Source organism: Bradyrhizobium nitroreducens (assembly GCF_002776695.1).
Taxonomy (GTDB): domain Bacteria; phylum Pseudomonadota; class Alphaproteobacteria; order Rhizobiales; family Xanthobacteraceae; genus Bradyrhizobium; species Bradyrhizobium nitroreducens.
In genome coordinates this window covers 2,111,623-2,136,111 of record NZ_LFJC01000003.1, presented here as the reverse complement: position 1 = coordinate 2,136,111, position 24,489 = coordinate 2,111,623, and the positions used below count along the sequence as shown (strand labels likewise).

The window sequence follows — 24,489 nt, the reverse complement described above, 5'->3', positions numbered from 1 at the left end:
GCGACGCTATGCATGTCGCTGCGGATTCTTGCATGACTTCGCATGGCTGCCGATAAAATCAGCAGCTCTCGCGTGCGCCGATGCGCGCGAGCGCGAGAATTTGAAGGTTCAATTAACGAGTGTCCTCCATTGTGTCGCAGTGCAGCGTGGGTCGCAAGGACGCGAGCCGCGGCTGCCGGGGTGGCCGGTGACGATCGCCGGAATCGTTCGGCCGCTCGAAGTGGAATGCATCTGGGTGGACAGTGGGAATGCCGAACTTTCGTTTGCGGATCAGGGGACGCCTGTACGCAGGCTTCATGGCCCTGGTGGCGGTCGGTCTCGTGATGGCGGTGGTTGCCGTCTGGAATTTGCGCTCGGTGCAGGATCAGGTCGCACGACAATCCGCACTTTCGGACAGCACGGCGCGGGTATTGGAGATATCGACCCAGCTGCAGGCGATCCAGCGGGCCAATCTGCGCTACGTCTACGATGCCAACGAGCCCGCGATGAAGGAGGCGCAAGAGTGCGAGGCCGCCGCGATCGAGCTGCTGCGGGTCGGCGCCAAGGGGACGCTCTCGGACGAGCGGCGTGCGCTCTACAACGGCCTGATCGACGACATCGGCAAGATGCGAAGCCTGCGTGACAACCTCGGTGACGCCGTCAACGAGGCGCGAACGGGCAAGGCGACCTTGTTGCCGGGCGGCGAGGACCTCGCCGTCAAGACGGCCAAGCTGGTCGATGTGGCGCGCGCGGCCGTCGACGAGGACACCGCAGCCCTGGTCGCCGACCTCGAATCCAGGATCCTGCTCGTTCGAATCGCAAACTGGCGTTTCCTGGCCTTGCGCGACGTGCAGGGGCCGGCGAATTTCCGGGCCAGCGTCGACCGGGCCGCACAACGGCTCGCGGCGCTCGAAAAGAGCCCGCAGGCGACGGAACTGCGCTCGACACTGGCGCCGGTGAAGACCGCGCTCGGCGTCTACAAATCCGCCTTCGAGACGACGTCCGCCGCGATGCTTCAGGCCGACGAGATCTATCACAAGAACCTCGCGCCGCTCATCGTCGACACTATCGGCCGGCTCAAGGCCGCGGAAACGACCCTGAAGAAGGACTACCAGGACTCCCGCAGCCAGGCCGAAGCGGTGATCGCCGGCACGACGACCGTTCAGGAGATTGCAGGCGGTCTGGCCATCCTGTTCGGCGCCATCGTCGCCTTCCTGATCGCACGCAGCATCGTCGGCCCCCTGGCTTCGATGACGCGTGCGATGGGGCTGCTCGCCGGCGGCAATCTCGCGGTCGAGATTCCCGGCCGCGGCAAGACCGACGAGATCGGTGACATGGCCACGGCGATCCAGGTGTTCAAGGACAACATGATCGACACCGAGCGGATGCGCGCCGAGCAGACCGAGCTCGAAGCCCGGCAGGCCGAAAGCCGCAAGCAGGACATGGTCAGGCTGGCCGACCAGTTCGAGCAGGCGGTCGGCGAGATCGTCAACACGGTGTCGTCGGCGTCGAACGAGCTCGAAGCCTCCGCCGGCACGCTGACCACGACCGCCTCGCGGGCGCAGGATTTGTCGACGGAGGTCGCCAGCGCCTCGCAGGAGGCCTCGGCCAATGTCCAGGCGGTGGCCTCGGCGACCGAGGAGCTCTCCTCCTCGGTGTCCGAGATCGCGCGCCAGGTGCAGGAATCCGCGCGGATCGCCCGCGACGCCGTCGGTCAGGCGAGCCGGACCAACGAGCGGGTCGGCGAGCTCTCCAAGGCCGCCGCACGGATCGGCGACGTGGTCGAGCTGATCAGCACGATCGCCGGCCAGACCAACCTGTTGGCGCTGAACGCCACCATCGAGGCGGCGCGTGCCGGCGACGCCGGCCGCGGCTTTGCCGTGGTCGCCTCCGAGGTCAAGGCCCTCGCCGAGCAGACCGCGAAGGCGACCGGAGAGATCGGCCAGCAGATCTCCAACATCCAGGCCGCCACCGAGCAGTCCGTCGGCGCCATCAGGGAAATCAGCGGCACCATCGAGCGGCTGTCGGAGATTTCCTCGACGGTCGCGGCCGCGGTGGAGCAGCAGGGCGCGGCGACGCAGGAGATTTCGCGCAACGTCCAGCAGGCTGCCGATGGCACGCAGCGGGTGTCGTCCAATATCGGCGACGTGCAGCGCGGCGCTTCCGACACCGGATCGGCTTCATCGCAGGTGTTGTCTGCGGCACGCTCGCTGTCGGCCGACAGCAACCGCCTGAAGCTGGAAGTCGCCAAGTTCCTGAGCTCGGTTCACGCCGCCTGAGGCGTGAAAAGGGCCACGCGCATGCGCGTGGCCCGACAAGCGGCGTGGTGCGATCAGGCGACCTTGGTCGTCATGTGCTTGAACATGTTGGCGCGCGCCTCGTCGTCCATCTCGGCCTTGAAGGTGAACTTGTCCTTCAGCGCGATCGCCCGGGCTGCCGCGGGCCGTCCCGAGATCTCGTCCACCAGCCGCTTCACGTTGGGATAGCGCGCGAAGGCGTCGTCGCCGAGCTTGAACGGCAACATCCGCGCCCAGCCCCACAGCGCCATGTCGACGATGGAATAATCGTCGCCGACCATGGTGTCGCGGCCGTTGAGGTGAGCGTCGAGAATCCGGTAGTGGCGATCGGTCTCGTACTGATAGCGATTATGGGCGTAGTCGTGGTTCTGGTCCTTCGGCGCGAAGTGCTTGAAGTGCACGGCCTGGCCCGAATAGGGGCCGACGCCGGTCGCGATGAACATCAGCCATGACAGCGTCTCGCCGCGCACGCTGGCGGCGGGCAGGAATTTGCCGGTCTTCTCGGCGAGATAAAGCAGGATGGCGTTCGAGTCGAACACGATGGTCCCGTTGTCGTCGATCGCCGGCACCTTGCCGTTCGGATTGACCTTCAGATAGTCGGGCGTGAACTGCTCGCCCTTGCGGGTGTCGATCTTCACCGGCTCGAAGGGAAGGCCGGCCTCTTCCAGGTAAAGCGCGACCTTGGTCGGGTTTGGCGAGCCGTTGAAATAGAATTTGAGCATCACACATCTCCCCAGGGTTTCTTGCCAATATCTCGTGCCGAGAGCGAACGCAGCATCATTGCCGCGGGGCCGCCTTCTCTTGCCTGAACCTCGTCGGAGAGGGCAACCGGCGAGTTTGCCGGGCGGTATCTGCGCTGTGCGCAGATCAGGCGGCGTAACAAAGGCCGATCGCCGCCGTAAGGACCATCGCCGCGCCGACCGCCTCCAGGCGCAGACCGAGCCGCGCAGCAAGATGCATGTCGGAGGCCCGCGCAGCGCGCTCCGAGCCGCGGGCATAGCCGTGCACGATGACGTCGTGATTGAAATTGTCGTGCGCCTCGTTGCTGCTGGCGAGCCCGACGCAAATCACGAGCACGCCGAACAGCGCGAGGCCGAAGAAGCCGAGCAGGGCGATCAGGAACATCGGAAACATGCCGAGCAGGAAGATCGGCAGCAGCGGCACCAGCAGCAATGTCTCGGACTGTCGTCGCATGGGAGCAGGCCGGTCAGGACGGGGCTGATCAGGCGAATGTAGTCCTGGCTGCCGCCTCATTCAAGGCGCCGTCGCCGTTATGCCGGGGCGCGCCTCTTGGCGCGAGCCTGGAATCCATTGGGCTGCATGTGCGGTGGTTGGATGGATTCCGGGTTCTCGCTTCGCGAGCCCCGGAATGACGGCGCAGCTTACTCGGTCGCCATTCCCGCGCGGATCTCGGCGCGCAGCTCGTCGATCAGCTTGAGACCCTTCTTGGTCTCGATGTGCCAGAAGGTCCAGCCGTTGCAGGCCTGGGCGCCTTGCGCCACCGCGCCGATGCGGTGGATCGAGCCGACCTTGTCGCCGAACATGATGGCGCCGTCGGCACGGACCAGCGCGCCAAGCTTCTTCTTGGCGTCGAACAGCTTCGTGCCGGGCATGATCATGCCGCGCTCGATCAGCTCGGAGAACGCGACGCGCGGGGCTTCGCGCGCGGTCATGAACGGGGCGAGGCTCTCTTCCGGCAGCGGCTCGACCTTGGCGATGCGCGCCTCGGCGGCCTTCGCATAGGTCTTGTCGCGCTCGAAGCCGATATAGGAGCGGCCGAGGCGCTTGGCGACGGCACCGGTGGTGCCGGTGCCGTTGAAGGGATCGATCACGAGATCGCCGGGCTTCGACGACGACAGCAGCACGCGCGCCAGCAGGCCTTCCGGCTTCTGGGTCGGATGCACTTTCTTGCCGTCGGCGCCCTTCAGGCGCTCCTCGCCGGTGCAGAGCGGAATCAGCCAGTCGGACCGTGCCTGCACGTCCTCATTGGCCGCCTTCAGCGCCTCGTAGTTGAACGTGTAGCCCTTGGCCTTCTCGTCACGCGCGGCCCAGATCATGGTCTCGTGCGCGTTGGTGAAGCGGCGGCCGCGGAAGTTCGGCATCGGGTTCGACTTGCGCCAGACGATGTCGTTCAGGAGCCAGAAGCCGAGGTCCTGCATGATCGCGCCGACGCGGAAGATGTTGTGATAGGAGCCGATCACCCAGATCGTCGCCGACGGCTTCATCGCGCGGCGTGCGGCAAGCAGCCAGGCGCGGGTGAAATCGTCATAGGCGGAGAATGAATCGAACTTGTCCCAGTCGTCGTCGACGGCGTCGACGTGGGACTCGTCGGGGCGCTTGAGATCGCCCTTGAGCTGGAGATTGTAGGGCGGATCTGCGAACACCAGATCGACGCTACCTGCCTGAAGCTTCGACATCTCGGCGACGCAATCACCGAGGATGATTCGATGCGACGGAGACTCGAAATTTGTGCGGGGCGCCCTTGCAGACGCCCCGCGACGCGACTCTACCATGACTCAAGAACTCTGACTCAGGCGACGCTGTCGGCGACGCGGGACCAAACAACCGACTGACCGTTACAATGAAGCGGCAAAGTAAAAATCGACTTAACCCGCCGTTTTGTTGAGCAGACCGCGCGTCGCGTTCTGCGTGCATGTCGTCGTGCGCATTCGCTGTTTTTTACAGGGGATTTCGCGCTCGCTTGGGTTGGGGGAGCAATCGTGGCTTCAAAAAGGCTGCAAATTTCCCTCGGAAAAAATTGCTCGACCCTCGGAAAAAATTGCTGGCATCGGCATGCCGTCGCACTAGGCAATAATTGCCGAGCGGGATATTGATGAAGGCAACGGAAATTTTACGTGTGTGGCGCGTTGAGCTTTCGCGCTTCTGCGCCCAGATGATGCCAATCGAGGACTGAGGGAAACCCGCCATGCGCTACGATGATTTCCGCCGCAGCGACGACATCGAGGATCGTCGCGACGATGGTGGAGGCGGCGGTGGCGGAGGCGGGTTCGGCCTGCCCATGGGTGGCGGTGGCCTCGGCATCGGCACGATCATCGTGCTCGGCCTGGTCGGCTATGCTTTTGGCATCGACCCGCGCATCCTGATCGGCGGCGCCGAGATCCTCACCGGCGGCGGCCAGGCGCCGAGCTACCAGACCGATCGCCAGTCGTCTTCGACCGCCAAGCGCGGCGCGCCGACCGACGAGATGGGCAGCATGATCGCCGGCATTCTCGGCGAGATCGACGACCGTTGGAGCGAGATCTTCCAGGCCTCGGGCCAGTCCTACACCGGCCCGAAGGTCGTGCTGTTCCGCAACGTCACCAATGGCGGTCGCTGCGGCCGGGCAGAGTCGGCGATGGGCCCGTTCTATTGTCCGCCGGACCGCACCATCTTCCTCGACACCAGCTTCTTCCGCGAGGTCGAGACGCGCTTCCGCGGCTGCTCCGGCAAGTCGGCCTGCAATTTCACCACGGCCTATATCATCGCGCACGAAGCCGGCCATCACATCCAGAATCTGCTCGGCATCATTCCGCGCGTGACGCGGCTGCAGCAGCAGGCCGGCAGCAAGGCGGAGGCCAACGCACTCCAGGTCAAGGTCGAGTTGCAGGCCGATTGCCTGTCCGGCGTCTGGGTCAACCGCGAGGCGAAGAAACGTCCGAACTTCCTCGAGGCCGGCGACATCGACGCCGCGCTGACGACGGCGAGCGCGATTGGCGACGACACGCTGCAGCGGCAGGCCACGGGACGCGTCGTGCCCGACTCCTTCACCCACGGCTCGGCCGCGCAACGCAAGCAGTGGTTCATGACCGGCTACCAGCAGGGCACGGTCCAGGCCTGCAACACGTTCGGCGGTGGGACGTAGGAACGAAGGTTTCAGGGACGCCGCGCGAATTATGATGCGCGATTGCGCATCTTGGAATCCGGGAGTAGTGCCGTCATCCTGAGGTGCTCGCCTCTTCGGCGAGCCCTAGAGGATGGCGGAGCCCGCGGCCCATCCTTCGGGGCTCACCCTGCGGTGCGCATGCACCTCAGGGCGCGCACCGCAGGATGACGGCGGTGGGCGTTGAAAGAAGGTACAGCGCTATGGCCTCCATCGACGAAACCAAGCAGTTCATCCCGCTCAACATCGCGGTGCTCACCGTGTCGGACACGCGCGCGCTTAGCGACGACAAGTCCGGCCAGACGCTCGCTGATCGTCTCACCGCTGCCGGCCATCGTCTCGCCGCGCGCGAGATCGTCACGGACGACGTCGAGGCGATCCGTGCCGTCGTCCGCCGCTGGATCGCAGATAGCGGCGTCGACGTCGTCATCACCACCGGCGGCACCGGCTTTACGGGACGCGACGTCACGCCGGAGGCGATCGAGCCGCTGTTCGAGAAGCGCATGGACGGTTTCTCGATTGCCTTCCACATGCTGAGCCACGCCAAGATCGGGACCTCGACGATCCAGAGCCGCGCCACCGCGGGCGTTGCCGGCGCCACCTACATCTTCTGTCTGCCCGGCTCGCCCGGCGCCTGCCGCGACGGCTGGGACGGCATCCTGGCTGCCCAGCTCGACTACCGCACGCGCCCCTGCAATTTCGTCGAGATCATGCCGCGCCTGGATGAGCATCTGCGAAGACCGAAGGCGCAAGGCGCGACGGCGTGAGCGCGTTGGTGCGGATGACGACTGGCTGATCGAGGCACGGACTCTTCCTTCTCCCCTTGTGGGAGAAGGTGGCGCGAAGCGCCGGATGAGGAGTATTCATCCGCACGGAATGCTGGGTGAGATACCCCTCACCAAGCGAGCTTGTGTCTGCCAGTTGACATGCCCTCTCCCACAAGGGGCGAGGGCGCATTTATGCGCATCTTGCTTGAGGCGAGGGCGTTACAGATCCCGCTCCCAGGTCTCGCCGACGAGATCGACACCGAAGCTGTGATGCTTCTCCTCCTTCACGAGCTTGAAGCCGGCGCTCTTGTAGATTCCGCGTGCGGCGACCAGGATGCTCTGCGTCCACAGCGTCATCCTCTTGTAGCCCCTCTCGCGCGCGCCCTGGAGGCATTGCTCCACCAGCGCACGGCCGACGCCGAGCCCCCGCGCTTTCGTCTCCACCTGCAGCAGGCGCAGCTTGGCGATCTCGTCCGTGGCCTTGACCAGGAAGATCGAGCCGACCGGCTCGCCTCCTGATTCCGCGATCCAGCAGTGCTCGCGCGCGGGGTCGTAGTTCTTGATGAACTGCGCGCAGATCTCCGCGACCAGCGCCTCGTAGCTGATATCCCAGCCGTAGTCGGCGGCGTAGGCGGCGGCCTGTCGGGAAATGACCCAGCCCATGTCACCGACGCGATGGCTGCGCAGCACGAAAGCCGCAGGCTGGCTGCGACGTTGCTCCAGCACGGCCTCGATGGTCGCCATGGCCTGCGTGAGGCGCGTTGCGTCGCTGGCCGACAGCTGAGCCAGCATTGCGGCGACTTCGTTTTGCGAGCTGAGGTTCAGCTTGGCGAAGGTCTGGCGCCCCTTGGCGGTCAGGCTGAGCTGGTATTGCCTGCGATCTGCGGGCAGTGGCTTTCGCGTGATCAGGCCCTTTTCGTCGAAGCTCTGGATGATGCGGCTGAGATAGCCGGGGTCGAGACCAAGCTCGATCCCGATCTCTTTTGCCGCCAGGTCGTCGCGGTGAGCGAGTTCATAGAGCACCCGGGCTTCGCTGAGCGAAAAAGGGCTCTTTCCAAGGTGCTGGTCGAGCACCCCGAGCTTGCGGGTATAGAAGCGGTTGAAGGCGCGGACCGCGGTGATCGGGTCGGTAGCTTCGAATGACATGGGGGCACCTCGATATTTGCCATTGTCAATTAATTGTTTGACTTTGGCAAGTATCTGGCGGCCTCAGGCGACCATGACGATCCGGCTGCGCAGCATGGTCCGGGACGAACGGCCGAGCCGCCGGAGCAGCCGTGTTTCGGAATGGCGGGCCTGCGGCGGGTAGCCGCCGATCCGGTCGTAATGATCACGCGCGATCAAAAGTCCCTGGTCGCCGAGCGGGCCGACAAGCTTGCGCGCCATGGCGCGGAGGATATCCCGCAAGCCGGTATCGGCGTAAGGTGAGCGCGCATAACGGAAGACGGCAGCCCGATCCCGGCCGCTGGTCGCGACGGCCTGGATGAACTGGGTGGTTTCCTCGATCCAGCCGGTTTCCAGCACCGCGCCCGCGGGCAGGAACATCAGCCAAGGCGAGCGGGCCTGGAGTGCGCCGGCCGCGAGCGCGGCGCCTTGCGAGGATCCCTCGAAGCCGACGAAACGGCAGCCTGCGACGTCGGCAACGCGCTCGATGACGCCGTTGCGGGTGCCGTCGACCAGGAGCACTTCCCGGATGATCCCGGCGGCGGCGCCGGGAACCAGCGCGGCCAGCGTGGCGACCGCCGTCTGCTCGACGCCTTCGGTCGGAATGATGACGCTCAACATGATCGAGGCTTCAATGTCTGCACTTCGGAAAGAAGCGGAGCTCGTTATGATGTTGTCATAAACACGCGGCGTTGCCGAGTGCAACTTTCCGGCCGCGCTTCGGCATGCGATGGTAAACCGCCTCCCGTCATCGCAGCCGAATGTGTCACGGGCGGGCCCGCAATATTGCCGAATGTTTCGGCACGATCCCGATTGCGTTAACCCGTGGCTGCGCCGCGACGGAGGCCTTGCATGAACGCCGATCAACTCGCCGTTGGTATGGCGCCAACACCGCCGAAGCAGGGGACTGCGCCGACGCTGCGGATCCGGGCGCTGATGCTGGGAGACCGCATCAATGCCTCCGGCCTGGAGATCGGGACGCTGGTCTCGTCCACTCCGGCCGCCTTCCGCGTCCACGCCGGCCTTGTCGTGATCTTCCGTTACGGCGTCGTGGTGCTGATCGGCCTGCTGCCTTCGGAGGAGAAAGTCCTCATCGACAATTTGAAGTCTCGCGTGACCGGCGAGCTCAGCCCGTACGAGGAGGAGATCGCGCAGGCGCAGCTCTGCAACGACGAGGCCGCCGAGGCGATCCAGCCGGGGGGGCCGATCTGCCTCGCCAAATTCTCCGACGACCGGCTGCTGCTGGTTGCGGATGCTCTCGCCAAGAGCACGTCGCTGGCGCGCGACGAGCGGCGCGTCGCTGCGGTCTTCGACGTGATCGAGCCGTTTGCACGGGAGCTCGCCGAACACGGCCGCACGCCACGCCGGCGAAAGGGCATCCTGCAATTGATCGGCAGTGCTCTGCTGGTGCAGCAGCGCGTCGCCGGCCGCGTCGCGATCGCCGAGAAGCCCGACGTGCTCTGGGAGAAGCCCGAGCTTGACCGGCTCTATTCCCGCCTCGAGGACGAGTACGAGCTGAAGGAACGCCTCGACACGCTCGAGCGCAAGCTCACCGCGGTGTCGGAGACCGCCAACGCACTGACCGACATCATCGACACCCAGCGCTCGCTCCGGCTGGAGATCGCGGTCGTGGTGCTGATCGTGATCGAGGTCGCGATCGGGTGTTTTCAGATTTTTACCGGCATTCACTGAGCCGCTGCGGCGAGCCTGCCGGGTCGGCCGGATTGCGCCTTCCACGCGGCGATCTCGGCAAGCTCGGCTTCGGGCTGTGTCCGCATCGTCTCGCAGCGCCCGAGATAGAGCTCCCCGGCGTCGCCTTCGATCGTAATCCATTCGCCTTCGGCGAGAACGGCATTTCCGAGCTGGGCACGCCTCGCGACAAGGTCGATCTTCAACTCACGGCAGCCGACCAAGCAGGGCTTGCCCATTTGCCGGGCCACCAAGGCTGCATGCGAGGTGCGCGCGCCGACCGCCGTTACGATGCCGGCGGCCAGAGCGAAGCCCGCGACATCGGCCGTGCTGGTATCGGGACGCAGCAGGATGACCGGCTCGCCCGCGGCCGACAGGCGCTGAGCGCTTTCGGACGAAAACGCCGCTCGTCCGATCCCGATGCCGCCACTTGCGCCGATGCCGGTCGTCGCGGGTTTGCCCGAGGCAACCAATCGGGTTTCGGTGAGCGAAGCAAGGTCGATCTCCGCGATCCGTCCCAAGGCCTCGTCCTCGGAGATCAGTCCTTCATGCACGAAGTCGATCGCGATCCTGGCGGCGGCCCGCGGCGTGCGCTTGGCCGCCCGGGTCTGGAGGATCCAGAGCTTGCCGTTCTCGACCGTGAACTCGACGTCCTGGACGTCGGCGAACGTGCGCTCGAGTTGCCTCAGGATATCGCCAAGTTCCGATTCGAGCTTCGGTAATTCACGGGCGATCGCCTCGGCCGTATCGGGTGCGCGCCTCCCGGAAACGACGTCTTCCCCCTGCGCATCGAGCACGAGGTCGATCATCGGGCGCCGCGCGCCCGTCGACGGATCGCGCGAGAATGCAACGCCCGCGCCGGAGGCAATACCGCCATTGCCGAAGACCATCGCCTGCACGGTCACGGCGGTGCCCTCGAGCGTCTCGAGGTGCTGGAGGCGTCGATAAGTCTGCGCGCGCTCGCTCATCCAGGAGCGATAAACCGCTTGGGCTGCTGCCTCCAACTGCGCGAAGGCATCCTCCAACGAGCCATCGGCGCGATCCTCGATCAGAGCCTGCTCGCGGCTGGCGAGCCGCTCAAGCGCTTCGCTGTCGAGTTCACGGTCGCTGCCGGCAGATTCGGCGGCGACGAGTTCGCAGATGTGCGCGGCAAATTCGGTCTGGTCGATATTGAGCACCGTCTCGCCAAAGCTCTCCAGGAAACGGCGCCGGCAGTCCCAGGCGAGCCGCGGCCGGCCGGTCGCACGGATCAGGCCGTGCACGGCATCGGACGTGCAGCCGACATTGAGAACGGTGTCGAGCATGCCTGGCATCGATCGCGCCGCGCCCGAGCGCACCGACACCAGGAGCGGCTGCCGGCGATCGCCAAAGCGCTTTCCGGTCGCGCTCTCCAGGAACGAAATTCCCTCCTCCAGGCCATCGCGCAGGTGTCGCGCGGCGTGCGCATGGCCGGCAATGATGTCGGCGCAGAGCTTGACCGGGAGCACGAAGGCAGGCGGCACCGGCAGACCCAGTGCCGCCATGCGGGCGAGGCTGGCGGCCTTGGCGCCGATCTCTTCGGCGGGCCGCAATTCGGAGGTTTCAGCGCCGATACGCACGATATGCATGGTGGCTTCCTCAGGCTGCAAGATCGATCATGATGTGACGGCGGAGCAGGTGCCCGAACGAGGCGAAGCGGTCGGTGGCGCGCTCGACGGCACGGGCGAGCTCGATCACCGACAGCGAGGTCGCGACGTCGAAGCCGCCGCAGAAGACCAGCGCGGTCGTCGCGCGTTCGCGGCTGTCGGCGGCGTGTTCGGCATCGATCAGGCGGGTCACGGCGGAGAGCGCGTCCTCGGAATCGGCGTGCCGTCCCTCCGGCACGTCGATCGCCGCGGCAACGCCGCTCGCGGCGACTTCAGTCGCGGTCGCCGCCACGGCGCAAAGCTCGGCCAGCGCTGCCAGCAGGGATGGATCGGTCCTTCCCGGCATCAGCGAGGCGATGAATGCAGCCTGCTCCAGCTCGTCGACGGCTTCCTCGGCGCGATCGATCAATTGCCCGATCAGCGGACGCGCATTGAGGCGGTCCACCTCGTTGCGGCCCTCGAAGGCGATTCGATCGGCCTTCTGCTCGATCATGCCGCAGTGCTGCGTCAGCAAGGCGGCGTCGGCGGGCTGGCCGGCGCGCAAGGCGGCGATATGGCGTGAGATCGCTGCGACGAGATCGTGGGCGAGGCCGATTTGGCGCAGCACGGCTGCGAGCAACGCTCCGTCGACGCGATCCAAATGCCGCATCAGGTCGGCTTCGATCTGGTCGCGCACAGTCCTGACCGAACGGCCCGCGAGCAATGCCTCGGTGGACGCGCGTAGTGACGCTTTGAGAAAATCGATGGCAGGGCTGCGGCCGAGCGCCTGGTCGAGCCGCTCGCCGAAGCCGATCCGCGCGGGAGCGGCGTTCCGCACCGCAGAGCCCAGCAGATCGTTGCCGCCGAGCTCGAGGAAACCGCGATGGCCGATCCGCTGCCGGGCCGCCCATTCCAGGATGTGGACCGCGTCCTCCTTGGCGACCCAGCTCCTCAGCAGCTTGCGCGCCTTGTTCCAGTCGATCAGAAACACCAGCGCGGCACCGACCGCCGCGAGGAATTCGTTGCGATCGGCAGCGTGTCCGGTCTGATACTGGCCGGTGACGAGATAGAAGGAATTGTCCTCGCCGAGCCCTGTGGCGGTGTGACGATCGAGCCCGCTCCAGCTCGCCTCGAACTTGTCGAACAGCGAAATGAAGAATTTCGCGCGGGCGAGGTGCACGTCGGTGTAGGTGACGGTGACCGCGTTCTTCTTCACCGCGATCACGACGACATGGGCGTCCGTGGTGCCGATGTCGTTCTGGATCAGCAGCCGGCCCTCGGTTCGCGTGGCCATGGTGTCGAGGCCCGGATGATTGAACTTGAGGCCGCGCGTCGCGTTCAGGCCCTTCATGAAAGCGGCGACCGCCGTCCGGTCCTCGCTGTGCAGACCGAAGACATGGGCGCCGTCGAGCGTTTCTTCCGCGCAAGCCGTTGCCAGCCTGTTGAGCTGCTTGTGCAGATCCATGACGAGGCGATGCAGGCTGTCGCCGCCCGCGTCCGCGACACCGGTCAGGCGCGCGATATGGGACATTGCGATCTCGCCGGTGGACTCGAGCAGGCCGGCCGCGCGGATTGCCTCGAGGCGCGCCTGCGCTCTCTCGCCTTCGCTCGCGGCGCCGGCGCCGACGGCGCGGATCATGGTCGCTGCGTCGTCCGCGATCTCCTGCATCAGCTTTGCGAGTTCGGGCGCCGCGAGCCGGCCGTGTCCGACCAGATGCGCGCCACCGATCAGCGTCGCGATGGCGGCGGGGGCGATGCCCGCCGTCTGGCTTTCGATGCCAAGGTCACTCGCGGGTCGGCCCGGCTCCTGCGCATGCTGGGCCGCTGCCTGTAGCGCGCTCATGCGCACCTTGATGCGATCATTGGCGGCAAGCCCTTCCGCGACCAGCGCGGGCAACAGGATGCCGCCTTGTCCGAGCTCTTCGATGATGTGGGTCTTCATGATCCGTCCGCTCGATGATTGATGCGGACTCTATGCCACGCGACTTTGACGGCGTCGTTGCGGCAGATCATTCATAAAAATGTCACGTGACGTCGCGTCCGCGGATCAGAGCTGCGCAATGCCGCGCGATCGTCAGCTCTTCATTGGTCGGGATGACGAGCACGTCGACAGCGCTATCGTCGCGGCTGATCCGCTCGCGCGTCTCTTCGTTCGCCGCCGCATCGATCCGCACGCCGAGCCAGCCGAGCCGTTCGCCGATCGCGCTGCGGATCTCCTCGGCATGCTCGCCGATGCCGCCGGTGAAGACCAGGCAATCGAGCCCGCCGAGCGTGGTCGCCATCATCACGATCGCTTGCGCCGCCCGGAACGTGAAGAGGTCGACCGCCTCCCGCGCCGCTTCTGTGCTGCTCGCCAGCAGCGTGCGCATGTCGGCGGAAAGACCGGAGACGCCGAAGAGGCCGGACTCGTGATAGAGCAGGTGCTGGACGTCTTCGAGCGACATCTTCTCGTGCTGTTGCAGATAGAGCAGCACGCCGGGGTCGATCGTGCCGCAGCGCGTGCCCATCACGAGGCCGTCGAGCGGCGTCAGTCCCATCGTGGTGTCGATGCTGCGGCCGTCGCGTAGCGCGCACAGGCTGGCGCCGTTGCCGAGATGGGCGATGACGCTACGCTTTGCGATGAGCTCGGGTGCAATCTGGGCGAGGCGCCCCGCGACATATTCGAACGACAGGCCGTGAAAACCGTAGCGTCGGATGCCACGCTCCTCGAAGCGCCTGGGAATGGCGAAGCGGCTCGCCGGCGGCGCGATGGCGTGGTGGAAGGCGGTGTCGAAACAGGCGATCTGCGTCAGCGCCGGCCGGATCGCGGCGAGCGTGCGGACCGGCGCGAGGCAGCGCGGCTGGTGCAGCGGCGCCAGCGGCGTCAATGCTTCGAGCTTCGCCGTGACCGCGTCCGACAACACGACCGGGCCTGAATAGTCCCGCCCGCCGTGAACGACGCGATGGCCGACGGCGCGCAGGCTGCGTTCGCCGAACCGGTCCTCGATGAAGGCGAGCACGTCGGCGAACAGATGGCCGCCGTCGGCATCCGCCGCTTCTCGTCGTGTCTCGAACAGGTCTTCGCCGGCGGGGCTCCTCACCACCAGGCGGGGTCTGGCCTCGTGCTCGTCGAGCAGGCCCTTGCACACCAGGCCGGGCTCGGTCGCCGAGATATCGAACAGGCCGAACTTGATGCTCGACGATCCCGAGTTGAGGACGAGGACCGTGTCCGACATGGCTAGCCGGCTCCAGCCGGGCTGCTGCCGCCGGAGCTGTTGGGCCAGACCCAGCCCTGGATCTCCGGCATGTCCTCGCCGTGCTCCCGCACATAGCGCGAATGCAGGATCAGCTTGTCGCGGAATTGCTGCTTGGCCGGCGCGGCCTTGGCCGCGAGCCCGGGCACGCGCTCGATCGCCTCGATCGCGAGGTGGTAGCGGTCGAGCTCGTTGAGCACGACCATGTCGAACGGCGTCGTCGTGGTGCCTTCCTCGGCAAAGCCGCGCACATGCATGCCGGCATGGTTGGTGCGGTTATAGGTCAGGCGATGGATCAGGTAGGGATAGCCGTGATAGGCGAAGATCACGGGCTTGTCCGTCGTGAACAGGCTGTCGAAGTCGCGATCCGAAAGCCCGTGGGGATGCTGCTCCTTCGGCTGCAGCGTCATGAGATCGACGACGTTGACGACGCGGATCTTCAGGTCCGGCAGCGCCTTGCGCAACAGGTCGACGGCAGCGAGCGTCTCCAGCGTCGGTACGTCGCCAGCGCAGGCCATCACCACGTCGGGCTCCTCGCCCGCATCTTCCGTCCCCGCCCAGCTCCAGATGCCGATGCCGGCATCGCAATGCGTGGCTGCGTCCTGCATCGACAGCCATTGCGGCGCCGGCTGCTTGCCGGCGACGATGACGTTGATGCGGTCATAGGTGCGCAGGCAGTGGTCGGCGATCCACAAGAGCGTGTTGGCATCGGGCGGGAAGTAGATGCGGACGATGTCGGCCTTCTTGTTGGCGACGAGATCGACGAAGCCGGGGTCCTGATGGCTGAAGCCGTTATGGTCCTGCCGCCAGACGTGCGAGGTCAGCAGATAGTTGAGCGAGGCAATCGGCCGCCGCCACGGCAGATGCCGTGTCACCTTCAGCCATTTGGCGTGCTGGTTGAACATGGAATCCACGATGTGGATGAAGGCTTCGTAGCAGGAGAAGAAGCCGTGCCGTCCCGTGAGCAGATAGCCTTCGAGCCAGCCCTGGCAGAGATGCTCGCTCAAGACTTCCATGACGCGGCCGTCCTGCGCCAGATGGACGTCGTAAGGCTCGATCGGCTCCATCCAGACCCGCTCGGTCTCCTCGAACACCGCGTCGAGACGGTTTGACGCGGTCTCGTCCGGACCCATGATGCGGAAGTTGCGCTCGGTCGCGTTGAGGCGGATGACGTCGCGCAGGAATTTGCCGAGCTCGCGGGTCGCTTCGCCAGTGACGGCGCCGGGCTGCGGCACGTCCACCGCAAAGCTGCGGAAGTCCGGCAGCTTGAGTTCCTTCTTGAGCAGCCCGCCATTCGCATGCGGATTGGCGCCCATGCGGCGGGTGCCTTCCGGGGCCAGTGCCTGCAACTCGGGAACGAGCGCGCCCTTCGCATCGAACAGCTTTTCAGGTTCGTAGCTGCGCATCCAGTCTTCGAGAATTTTCAGATGCGCCGGATTCTCGCGGCAACCTGCAACCGGCACCTGATGCGCCCGCCAAAAACCCTCGACCTTCTTGCCGTCGACCTCCTTCGGGCCGGTCCAGCCTTTCGGGCTGCGCAGCACGATCATCGGCCAGCGCGGCCTTTCGACGCTGTCGCGTCCATCGCGGGCATGCTGCTGGATCGAGCGGATGCTGGCAAGCGCGACGTCGAGCGCATCCGCCATGGCCTGGTGCATCAGTTTGGGGTCATCGCCCTCGACGAACAGCGGCTCGTGGCCGAATCCGCGGAAGAGATCTCGGATCTCGCTGTCGGGCATTCGGCCAAGCACGGTCGGATTGGCGATCTTGTAGCCGTTGAGATGCAGGATCGGCAGCACCGCGCCGTCATGGGCGGGGTTCAGGAACTTGTTGGAGTGCCAGGATGCAGCGAGCGGGCCGGTCTCGGCTTCGCCGTCGCCGACGACGCACGCGACGATCAGGTCGGGATTGTCCAGCGCGGCGCCATAGGCGTGCACCAGCGCGTAGCCGAGCTCACCGCCCTCGTGGATCGAGCCCGGCGTTTCCGGCGCCGCATGGCTCGGAATGCCGCCAGGGAAGGAGAACTGCCGGAACAGCTTGCGCATGCCGTCCGCATCGCGCGCGATATCAGGGTAGATCTCGCTGTAGCTGCCTTCGAGATAGGTGTTGGCGACCATGCCCGGTCCGCCATGGCCGGGGCCGCAGACATAGATCACGCTGACGTCCAGTGCGCGGATGACGCGATTGAGGTGGGCGTAGATGAAGTTCAGGCCCGGCGTCGTGCCCCAATGGCCGAGCAATCGCGGCTTGATGTGCTCGGCGCGCAAGGGCTCGCGCAGCAGCGGATTGTCGAGCAGGTAGATTTGCCCGACGGAAAGGTAGTTTGCGGCGCGCCAGTAGCGATCAAGGAGATCAAGGTCATTGGTCGCTGAGGCCGATTGTTGTTGATTTGTCATGTTCTTGCCGATTGTTGCCGAGCTACGCCCGCGATCGTCACCAACATTGTTCCGGCGCGATCGATCCCTGACCGGCATCAAACGGAATCGTTGCGACAGGCATGTTGCGTGAGGTCAAAGGACCGCGCCCGAAATTTGGGCGGGCTACTGTGCATGGGGTTGTTTTTCCATTTTTGGTTTGTGTTCTTGATTTGTTCCTTTGGCGTGCTATCTTGGCTTCATGAGTCCAGCAGCATCCTCACATGCTCTCAAGCACCCGCCGGTCAAGGCGCCCTCCGAGCCGGCGGGTGTGGACTCTGATTTTCCTGAGCTTGGCGTTGCCATCGACCGCGCACGCCGGCGAGGGCGGGGGGCACAGTCCAACGCCAGCGGCCGGTATGAGGCCGAGGCGCGGGTCGCGTTCGACGACGGCTGGCAGAGCCTGGAAGAGCTGCCGCCGTTCAAGACCACGGTCGCGGTCGACACCTCGCGCAAGGTGATCACCCGCAACGAGTCTCCCGATATCGGCTTCGACCGCTCGATCAATCCCTATCGTGGCTGCGAGCATGGCTGCGTCTACTGCTTTGCGCGGCCGACCCATGCCTATCTCGGCCTGTCGCCGGGGCTCGACTTCGAGTCGAAACTGTTCGTGAAGCCGGAGGCGCCGTCGCTGCTGGAGAAGGAGCTGGCCGCGCCCGGCTACGAGCCGCGGATGATCGCGATCGGCACCAACACCGATCCCTACCAGCCGATCGAGCGCGAGCGCAAAATCATGCGCGGCATTCTCGAGGTGCTGGAGCGTGCCGGCCATCCCGTCGGCATCGTCACCAAATCGGCGCTGGTGGTCCGCGACATCGACATTCTCGCGCGGATGGCCAAGCGCAACCTCGCCAAGGTCGCGATCTCCGTGACCTCGCTCGATCCAAAACTGGCGCGCACCATGGAGCCGCGGGCCTCGACGCCGCCGAAGCGGCTGGAGGCGCTGAAGCAGCTCTCGGATGCCGGCATTCCCACCACCGTGATGGTCGCACCCGTGATCCCCGCGCTGAACGATTCCGAGATCGAGCGCATCCTCGATGCCGCCGCCCATGCCGGCGTCAAGGAGGCCTCCTATGTGTTGCTGCGGCTGCCGCTGGAGGTGCGCGATCTCTTCCGCGAATGGCTGATGGCGAACTATCCGGACCGCTATCGCCACGTCTTCACGCTGATCCGAGACATGCGCGGCGGCCGCGACTACGACGCGAAATGGGGCGAGCGGATGAAGGGGACGGGACCGATGGCCTGGACCATCGGCCGCCGCTTCGAGATCGCCTGCGAGCGGCTCGGGCTCAACAAGCGGCGCTCCAAGCTGACCGCGGATCACTTTGCGCGGCCGAATCGGAACGGCGATCAGCTCAGCCTGTTCTGAGCGAGCAAGTGAAAGAGGCGTCGCATGGGTAAGGAAGTTTCGGCTCCGGTGCCGCGGCTCACCGTCATCACGCTCGGCGTCAGCAATATCCGCGCCAGCATTGCCTTTTACGACGCGCTCGGTTTCTCGCGCCGGCTGAAGGCGACCGGCGAGGCGGTGGCGTTCTACGATACCGGTGGTCCGGTGCTCGCGCTGTATCCTTGGGATCAGCTCGCGGCCGACGCCAAGCTGCCTGACAATCCCAGGTCATCGACCTTCCGCGGCATGACGCTCGCCTGGAACTGTGCCACGCGTGAGGAAGTGGATGCGGTGCTGGCCTTCGCCCTCGGCAAGGGCGCGAGGCTGCTGAAGGCCGCGCACGAGACCGATTACGGCGGCTATTCCGGTTATTTCGCCGATCCGGACGGCCATCCCTGGGAGGTCGTGGTCGCGCCCGGCATCGAGCTCGGCGATGACCGGCGGGTGCATCTGGCAGAGTAGGGCGCCAACCTGAATAACGGGAATTGCGCGGGGTTCCCGGTTGCGCCGGCCGGGGCGCTTGCGCACCATCCCGGCCATGATTCGGGACAAGTCCACCAAGAAGCCGGCCAAAGACGCGCCCAAGCAGGTCGACGCGAAGAAGATCGCGCCTGCCAAGGCCAGCTTTCGCCGCGAGCGCGCGCTGATCAAGCGCGGCATCTGGCCGGTTGCCGGCTGCGACGAGGCCGGCCGTGGCCCGCTCGCAGGTCCCGTGGTGGCCGCCGCGGTGATTCTCGATCCCGACCGCATCCCGCGCGGCATCGACGATTCCAAGCGCCTGACGGCCGAGGCGCGCGAAAAGCTGTTCGACAGGATCTGTGCGACCGCGCAGGTCTCCGTCGCCGTCGCCTCACCGTCGCGAATCGATCGCGACAACATCTTGCGCGCCTCGCTGTGGGCGCTGAAGCGTGCCGTGGTGGCGCTGCCGGAGGCGCCCCGTCACGTCTTCGTCGACGGCCGCGACCGACTCGACACGTCCTGCGATTGCGAGGCCGTGATCGGCGGCGACGGTATCGTGCTGTCGATCGCCGCGGCTTCCATCGTCGCCAAGGTGACGCGCGACCGCCTGATGTGCGCGCTGGCGCAGGATTGTCCCGGCTACGGTTTTGAGCAGCACAAGGGCTACGGCGTCCCCGAGCACCTCGATGCGCTGAATCGCCTCGGCCCCACCGTCCACCACCGCAGCTTCTTCGCCCCCGTCGCCGCCGCCCGCGCCAAGCATATGCCGTGGACGGTCGAGCCGGTGCAGGACCTGTTCTCGGTCACCGAGCTCGAAGTGCAGGCGGAAGCCAGCGTCGAGATCGAGGCGTCGGCGAATCTCTAGGGCTGGCCCCACAGCTTCATGGCCGGGCCTGACCCGGCCATCCACGTCTTTCCTGCGGTACGAGAACGTGGAAGCCCGGGCATGACGAGCAAACCGCCGTTGCCACGACGCATGACGCCCTTTATCAAAACAGATGTGAGCGAATAGGGCCGGCTGGACGGGTTGGCTGCATCTTTCGGGCGTTGCATGCGGTTTACCTCCCTGGTCATCGAGCTCATTCGCGCCCGGCCGCGGCTGATCGTGTGGATCGCCGTGCTGCTTCAGGCCGCGATGTGGCTCTTTGTGGCGCTGGTGTTCTACCGCAGCCCGCCCGGCACGCTCGCAACGCTCCTTGCCTTCGGACGCGAATACCAGGTCGGCACCGATCTCGGTCCGCCCTTGCCGGTCTGGCTCGCCGACATCGCCTATCGCGCTGCAGGCGGCCACATGTTCGGCGTCTATGTTCTCGCCGAGCTCTGCGAGATCGCGACGTTCATCGCGCTCTACCATCTGTCCCGTGCCGTGGTCGGGTCGCAGCAGGCGGTGCTCGCCGTGCTCCTGACCATGACGGTGCTCGCGTTCTCCTCGTCGGCGCTCGACTTCGGTCCCCTCGTCCTGGCCCGCCCGCTCTGGGCGTTGCTGCTGCTGCACTCCTGGCAGATCATCGGCCAGCGCCGCGGCAATGCCTGGTTCGCCTGGTCGATCGAGGCCGGCCTGCTGCTGCTGACAACGCCCGCCGCGATCTTCCTGCTGCTCCTGTTCGTCGTCTTCGCGCTCTCGACCGCCGGCGGCCGCCGCACGCTGCGCGCGCTCGATCCGCTGTTCGCATTGATCGTCGTGGCCGTGCTGGCGCTGCCCTATGCGGTCTGGCTGATGCGGGCGCAGACGCTGGTTCTGCCCACCTTGCCTGAGGTCGCCGAGCTGAACGCCCGCGCGCTCCACGCGGCGTGGCTGCTCGGCGGTCTCGTGCTCGGGAGCGCCGCGATTCCGGCACTGACCTTCCTCAACACCGGCCTGTTCGTCGCCAAGGGCGAGGAGGCGCCGATCATCTATCGTCCGCCGGTCGAGCCGCTCGCCCGCAACTTCGTCTTCTTCTTCGCGCTGGCTCCGGCGCTCGGTGCCGTGCTGATCTCGGGCCTGCTGGGTCTCGATTCCGTGGTGGGCGGAGCCGGTGTCGTGCTGGTCCTGTCCGGGCTTGCCGTGGTCGTCGCGGCCGGCGACCTCATCGCGATGCGCCGCGCGCGCATGCTGCGCATGGTGTGGGCTGCCGCCGTCGTCGCGCCGGCCGCCGGCGTGGTGCTCGCCGTGCTGTTCCTGCCCTGGACCGGGGCCAACGAGATCGCGACCTCGATGCCCGCGCGCGCGATCTCGGATTTCTTCGACGAGAGCTTCGCCCGCCGCACCAACCACCGCCTGCGCGCGGTTGCCGGCGAGACCCAGCTGGCGAGCCTGATCACGCTGCATTCGGGGCGACCGCACCTTTTCATCGACGCGAACCCTGCGCGGACGCCATGGATGGATCAGACCAAGTTCAGCGAGACCGGCGGTGTCGTGGTCTGGCGCGCCTCCGATACCGCCGGCACCCCGCCGCCGGACATCCTCAAACGCTTTCCCGGCATCGTGCCGGAAGTGCCGCGCGCCTTCGAATGGCTGGTGACCGGGCGCCAGCAATTGCTGCGCGTCGGCTGGGCCATCGTGCGGCCGAAGGGGACGTAGGCAGGTGTCGTGCCCCGGACGCTGCGCAACGCCTTTTCGGCGGTGCGCTGCAGAGCCGGGGCCCATCTCTCCGCATCGTACCTTGTTGCTTTCTGGGTCCCGGCTCTGCGGAGTGTCACTGCGTGTCGCACCGCGTCCGGGACACGAGAGCGCTATCCCGCCAGCACCTTCGCGATCGCGCGCAGATCCTGCCAGGCCAGCCGCTTGTAGGACGGCGAGCGGAGCAGATAGGCCGGATGAAACGTCGGCAGCGCGCGGATGGTGCGCGCACCCGTCTCGTAGTCGAACCAGCGGCCGCGCGTGCGCATGATGCCTTCGCGCGTTCCGAGCAGGGTCTGGGTCGAGGGATTGCCGAGCGTGACCAGCACGTCGGGATTCACCAGCTCGATCTGGCGCTGGATGAAGGGCAGGCACACCTGCGTTTCCTGCGGCGTCGGCGTACGGTTGCCGGGCGGCCGCCAGGGTATCACGTTGGCGATGTAGGCGGTGCCGCGGTTGAGGCCGATCGCGCCGATCATGAGGTCGAGCAGCTTGCCGCTGCGTCCGACGAAGGGTAGCCCTTCGATGTCCTCGTCGCGGCCCGGCGCCTCGCCGACGAACATGATGCGTGCCTGCGGATTGCCGTCGGCGAACACCAGCCGCGTCGCGGTGTGCTTCAGCGCGCAGCCCTCGAAGTTCTGCATCAGCTCGCGCAGCGCCTCCAGCGTCGGCGCGGTGCGCGCCGCCTCGCGCGCCGAAGCAATGGCGATGTCGGGCGCGGGTGCGGCCTCGCCACGCATCACCGCGGGCGCTGCCACCGGCCGAGGCGCCTCGGCTGGCGCTACGCGCGGGGCCGGCGGCGGCGCATCGATTTCCGCCAGGCGGTCTATCGGTTCCTCTGCGAGCGCACAGTCGACTCCCGCCTCCAGATAGAAGGCAAGCAGCTCACGGACGGTGGGGGCGGGTTCGGGGATCATGGAAAGTCAGACTTTTATATCATTTTGGGGCGCCTTGCATCCCAGCGAAACGCATTTCCGCTGTTGTCCTGCCCGGAAAAATCGGAAACAAGGGGGCCGCAAACGACCGAGGACCGTCTCAAGGGCTGAGATCAGATGAGCACCGAAGAACTTCCCCCGCGCGAATCCATGGAATTCGACGTCGTCATCGTCGGCGCCGGCCCCTCGGGCCTGTCGGCCGCGATCCGGCTGAAGCAGCTCAATGCCGATCTCAACGTCGTCGTGGTCGAGAAGGGCTCCGAGGTCGGCGCACATATCCTTTCCGGCGCGGTGATCGATCCCGCAGGTCTCGACAAGCTGGTCCCGGACTGGCGCGACGATCCCGATTGCTCGCTCAAGACCCAGGTGAAGGACGATCGCTTCTTCTGGTTCACCGAGACCGGCGCGATCAAGCTGCCCAACTTCATCATGCCGCCGCTGATGAACAATCATCATTGCTACATCGGCTCGCTCGGCAATGTCTGTCGCTGGCTGGCGCGCAAGGCCGAGGCGCTCGGCGTCGAGATCTATCCGGGCTTTGCCGCCGCCGAGGTGCTCTATGACGAGGCGGGCAACGTCAGGGGTATCGCCACCGGCGACATGGGTATCGGCCGTGACGGAAAGCCGAAGGACTCCTTCACGCGCGGCATGGAGTTGCTCGGCAAGTACACGCTGTTCGCGGAAGGCGCGCGCGGCAGCCTGACCAAGCAGCTCATCGCGAAATACGCGCTCGATGCCAAGAGCGAGCCGCCGAAATTCGGCATCGGCCTCAAGGAAGTCTGGCAGATTGATCCCGCCAAGCACCAGAAGGGCCTGGTCCAGCATGCGGTCGGCTGGCCGCTGAAGAACGATACGGGCGGTGGCCTGTTCTTCTATCATTACGACGAGAACCTGGTGTCGATCGGCTTCGTCGTCCATCTCAACTACAACGATCCCTATCTGTCGCCGTTCGACGAGTTCCAGCGCGTCAAGAACCATCCGGCAGTGCGCTCGACGCTCGAAGGCGGCAAGCGGCTGGCCTATGGCGCCCGCGCCATCACCGAAGGCGGCTACCAGTCGGTGCCGCGGCTGAGTTTCCCCGGTGGCGCGCTGATCGGCTGCGCTGCCGGCTTCGTCAACGTGCCGCGCATCAAGGGCGTGCACAATGCGATGGGCACCGGAATGCTCGCCGCCGAGCATGTGAGCGCCGCACTGGCTGCAGGCCGCGCCAATGACGAGCTCGCCGAATACGAGAACGCCTGGCGCGACTCCGTCGTCGGCAAGGACCTCTATCCCGTCCGCAACGCCAAGCCGCTGCTGTCGAAGTTCGGCACCTTCATCGGCGCGGGCCTCGGCATCTTCGACATGTGGTGCAACACGCTGTTCGGCGCCTCGCTGTTCGGCACCCAGTCTCATGCCAAGCCGGACCGCGCCACGCTCGACGCGGCGAAGAGCCACGCTCCGAAGAACTACCCGAAGCCGGACGGCAAGATCTCCTTCGACAAGCTGTCCTCGGTGTTCCTGTCCAACACCAACCACGAGGAGGACCAGCCGGTCCATCTCAAGGTCGCGGACATGAACCTGCAAAAGACCTCCGAGCACGACGTCTTCGCCGGTCCTTCGAATCGCTATTGCCCCGCCGGCGTCTACGAGTGGGTCGAGGAAGGATCGAGCCTGCGTTTCCAGATCAACGCCCAGAACTGCGTCCACTGCAAAACCTGCGATGTGAAGGACCCTAACGGTAACATCACCTGGGTTCCGCCAGAGGGCGGCGGCGGCCCGAACTACGAGGCGATGTAAGCGCGGACCGGACAGGCGGACCTGATCACACGAAGGCGGTCCGGTGCACGTTCGCGTGAGGAGTGGGCCGCGGCCACCGGTCGCGGCCACGATAAGGCCATAGTGGCGGCGTCTTGGGGCTGCTCTTGACCTGTTACGGGCCGATTTGGGGCGTGCGGAGGGGGACCCTCGGTCCGAATCCTTGCGGCGAAGCGCCAAAAGCGGCATTGTCAGACTGACGGTTCCGGGTCCGGATGCCTCCGGCCGCGTTCGCATGCGATACGGCCCTCTGCTGCAAACCCAGGCACTACCAACTCAAGGCGA

The 24,489-nt window shown here is 66.0% G+C and carries 19 protein-coding genes; 9 read left to right on the top strand and 10 right to left on the bottom strand.

Annotated features, from left to right (window positions below):
- Positions 1-248: 248 nt before the first annotated feature.
- Complete coding sequence (locus tag TSA1_RS10510) at positions 249-2,258, top strand: methyl-accepting chemotaxis protein (RefSeq protein WP_174718851.1); 2,010 nt, start codon at positions 249-251, stop codon at positions 2,256-2,258.
- 53 nt (positions 2,259-2,311) lie between these two features.
- Here the strand turns inward: TSA1_RS10510 and TSA1_RS10505 are convergent, their stop codons facing one another.
- The 3 genes from TSA1_RS10505 to TSA1_RS10495 form a co-directional block, all read right to left on the bottom strand.
- Entirely contained in the window at positions 2,312-2,998 is a 687-nt protein-coding gene (locus TSA1_RS10505) for a glutathione S-transferase family protein (protein ID WP_174718850.1), read from the bottom strand.
- 145 nt (positions 2,999-3,143) lie between these two features.
- Positions 3,144-3,470, bottom strand: a complete 327-nt coding sequence (locus TSA1_RS10500; protein ID WP_100176286.1) for a hypothetical protein — start codon at positions 3,468-3,470, stop codon at positions 3,144-3,146.
- A 188-nt stretch (positions 3,471-3,658) separates the two neighbouring features.
- Positions 3,659-4,789, bottom strand: coding sequence for a site-specific DNA-methyltransferase (locus TSA1_RS10495; protein ID WP_100176285.1), 1,131 nt, complete (start codon positions 4,787-4,789; stop codon positions 3,659-3,661).
- A gap of 413 nt (positions 4,790-5,202) precedes the next feature.
- Here TSA1_RS10495 and ypfJ point away from each other — a divergent pair, with 413 nt between their 5' ends.
- Together ypfJ and moaB are read left to right on the top strand one after the other, a co-directional pair.
- Positions 5,203-6,138 (top strand): KPN_02809 family neutral zinc metallopeptidase, encoded by a 936-nt coding sequence (gene ypfJ / locus TSA1_RS10490; protein WP_100176284.1) that lies wholly within the window; start codon positions 5,203-5,205, stop codon positions 6,136-6,138.
- Between the two features lie 221 nt (positions 6,139-6,359).
- Positions 6,360-6,923 carry a molybdenum cofactor biosynthesis protein B gene (moaB, locus tag TSA1_RS10485; protein ID WP_174718848.1) on the top strand — a complete coding sequence of 188 codons (564 nt, stop codon included), beginning with the start codon at positions 6,360-6,362 and terminating at the stop codon, positions 6,921-6,923.
- Positions 6,924-7,142: 219 nt separating this feature from the next.
- Here moaB and TSA1_RS10480 read toward each other — a convergent pair whose 3' ends face one another.
- Positions 7,143-8,069, bottom strand: a complete 927-nt coding sequence (locus TSA1_RS10480; RefSeq protein ID WP_100176282.1) for a bifunctional helix-turn-helix transcriptional regulator/GNAT family N-acetyltransferase — start codon at positions 8,067-8,069, stop codon at positions 7,143-7,145.
- Between the two features lie 63 nt (positions 8,070-8,132).
- On the bottom strand, positions 8,133-8,708 hold the full coding sequence (locus tag TSA1_RS10475; protein ID WP_100176281.1) for a glycosyltransferase family protein: 576 nt from the start codon (positions 8,706-8,708) through the stop codon (positions 8,133-8,135).
- A 231-nt stretch (positions 8,709-8,939) separates the two neighbouring features.
- Between TSA1_RS10475 and TSA1_RS10470 the strand changes: the two genes are divergently transcribed.
- On the top strand, positions 8,940-9,779 hold the full coding sequence (locus tag TSA1_RS10470) for an RMD1 family protein (protein ID WP_100176280.1): 840 nt from the start codon (positions 8,940-8,942) through the stop codon (positions 9,777-9,779).
- On the opposite strand, the gene TSA1_RS10465 is transcribed toward TSA1_RS10470, so the two are convergent.
- The 4 genes from TSA1_RS10465 to TSA1_RS10450 form a co-directional block, all read right to left on the bottom strand.
- Positions 9,773-11,383, bottom strand: a complete 1,611-nt coding sequence (locus TSA1_RS10465) for a PEP/pyruvate-binding domain-containing protein (RefSeq protein WP_100176279.1) — start codon at positions 11,381-11,383, stop codon at positions 9,773-9,775. The two genes, TSA1_RS10470 and TSA1_RS10465, sit on opposite strands and share 7 nt — an antisense overlap.
- A gap of 10 nt (positions 11,384-11,393) precedes the next feature.
- On the bottom strand, positions 11,394-13,322 hold the full coding sequence (locus TSA1_RS10460) for a hypothetical protein (protein WP_100176278.1): 1,929 nt from the start codon (positions 13,320-13,322) through the stop codon (positions 11,394-11,396).
- A gap of 82 nt (positions 13,323-13,404) precedes the next feature.
- Entirely contained in the window at positions 13,405-14,595 is a 1,191-nt protein-coding gene (locus TSA1_RS10455; protein ID WP_100176277.1) for an acetate/propionate family kinase, read from the bottom strand.
- A 2-nt stretch (positions 14,596-14,597) separates the two neighbouring features.
- A complete protein-coding gene (locus TSA1_RS10450) occupies positions 14,598-17,009 on the bottom strand; it encodes a phosphoketolase family protein (RefSeq protein WP_100176276.1) in 2,412 nt (803 codons plus the stop codon).
- Between the two features lie 220 nt (positions 17,010-17,229).
- Here TSA1_RS10450 and TSA1_RS10445 point away from each other — a divergent pair, with 220 nt between their 5' ends.
- From TSA1_RS10445 to TSA1_RS10430, 4 genes are all read left to right on the top strand, one after another.
- On the top strand, positions 17,230-18,396 hold the full coding sequence (locus TSA1_RS10445; protein WP_100176275.1) for a PA0069 family radical SAM protein: 1,167 nt from the start codon (positions 17,230-17,232) through the stop codon (positions 18,394-18,396).
- Positions 18,397-18,420: 24 nt separating this feature from the next.
- A complete protein-coding gene (locus TSA1_RS10440) occupies positions 18,421-18,876 on the top strand; it encodes a VOC family protein (protein WP_100176274.1) in 456 nt (151 codons plus the stop codon).
- Positions 18,877-18,952: 76 nt separating this feature from the next.
- A complete protein-coding gene (gene rnhB / locus TSA1_RS10435) occupies positions 18,953-19,738 on the top strand; it encodes a ribonuclease HII (protein WP_100181069.1) in 786 nt (261 codons plus the stop codon).
- Between the two features lie 186 nt (positions 19,739-19,924).
- Positions 19,925-21,433, top strand: a complete 1,509-nt coding sequence (locus TSA1_RS10430) for a glycosyltransferase family 39 protein (RefSeq protein WP_100176273.1) — start codon at positions 19,925-19,927, stop codon at positions 21,431-21,433.
- A gap of 152 nt (positions 21,434-21,585) precedes the next feature.
- Here TSA1_RS10430 and TSA1_RS10425 read toward each other — a convergent pair whose 3' ends face one another.
- Positions 21,586-22,389, bottom strand: a complete 804-nt coding sequence (locus TSA1_RS10425; protein WP_100176272.1) for a uracil-DNA glycosylase — start codon at positions 22,387-22,389, stop codon at positions 21,586-21,588.
- 135 nt (positions 22,390-22,524) lie between these two features.
- On the opposite strand from TSA1_RS10425, the gene TSA1_RS10420 reads away from it, so the two are divergent.
- Entirely contained in the window at positions 22,525-24,186 is a 1,662-nt protein-coding gene (locus TSA1_RS10420) for an electron transfer flavoprotein-ubiquinone oxidoreductase (RefSeq protein WP_100176271.1), read from the top strand.
- Positions 24,187-24,489 lie beyond the last annotated feature (303 nt).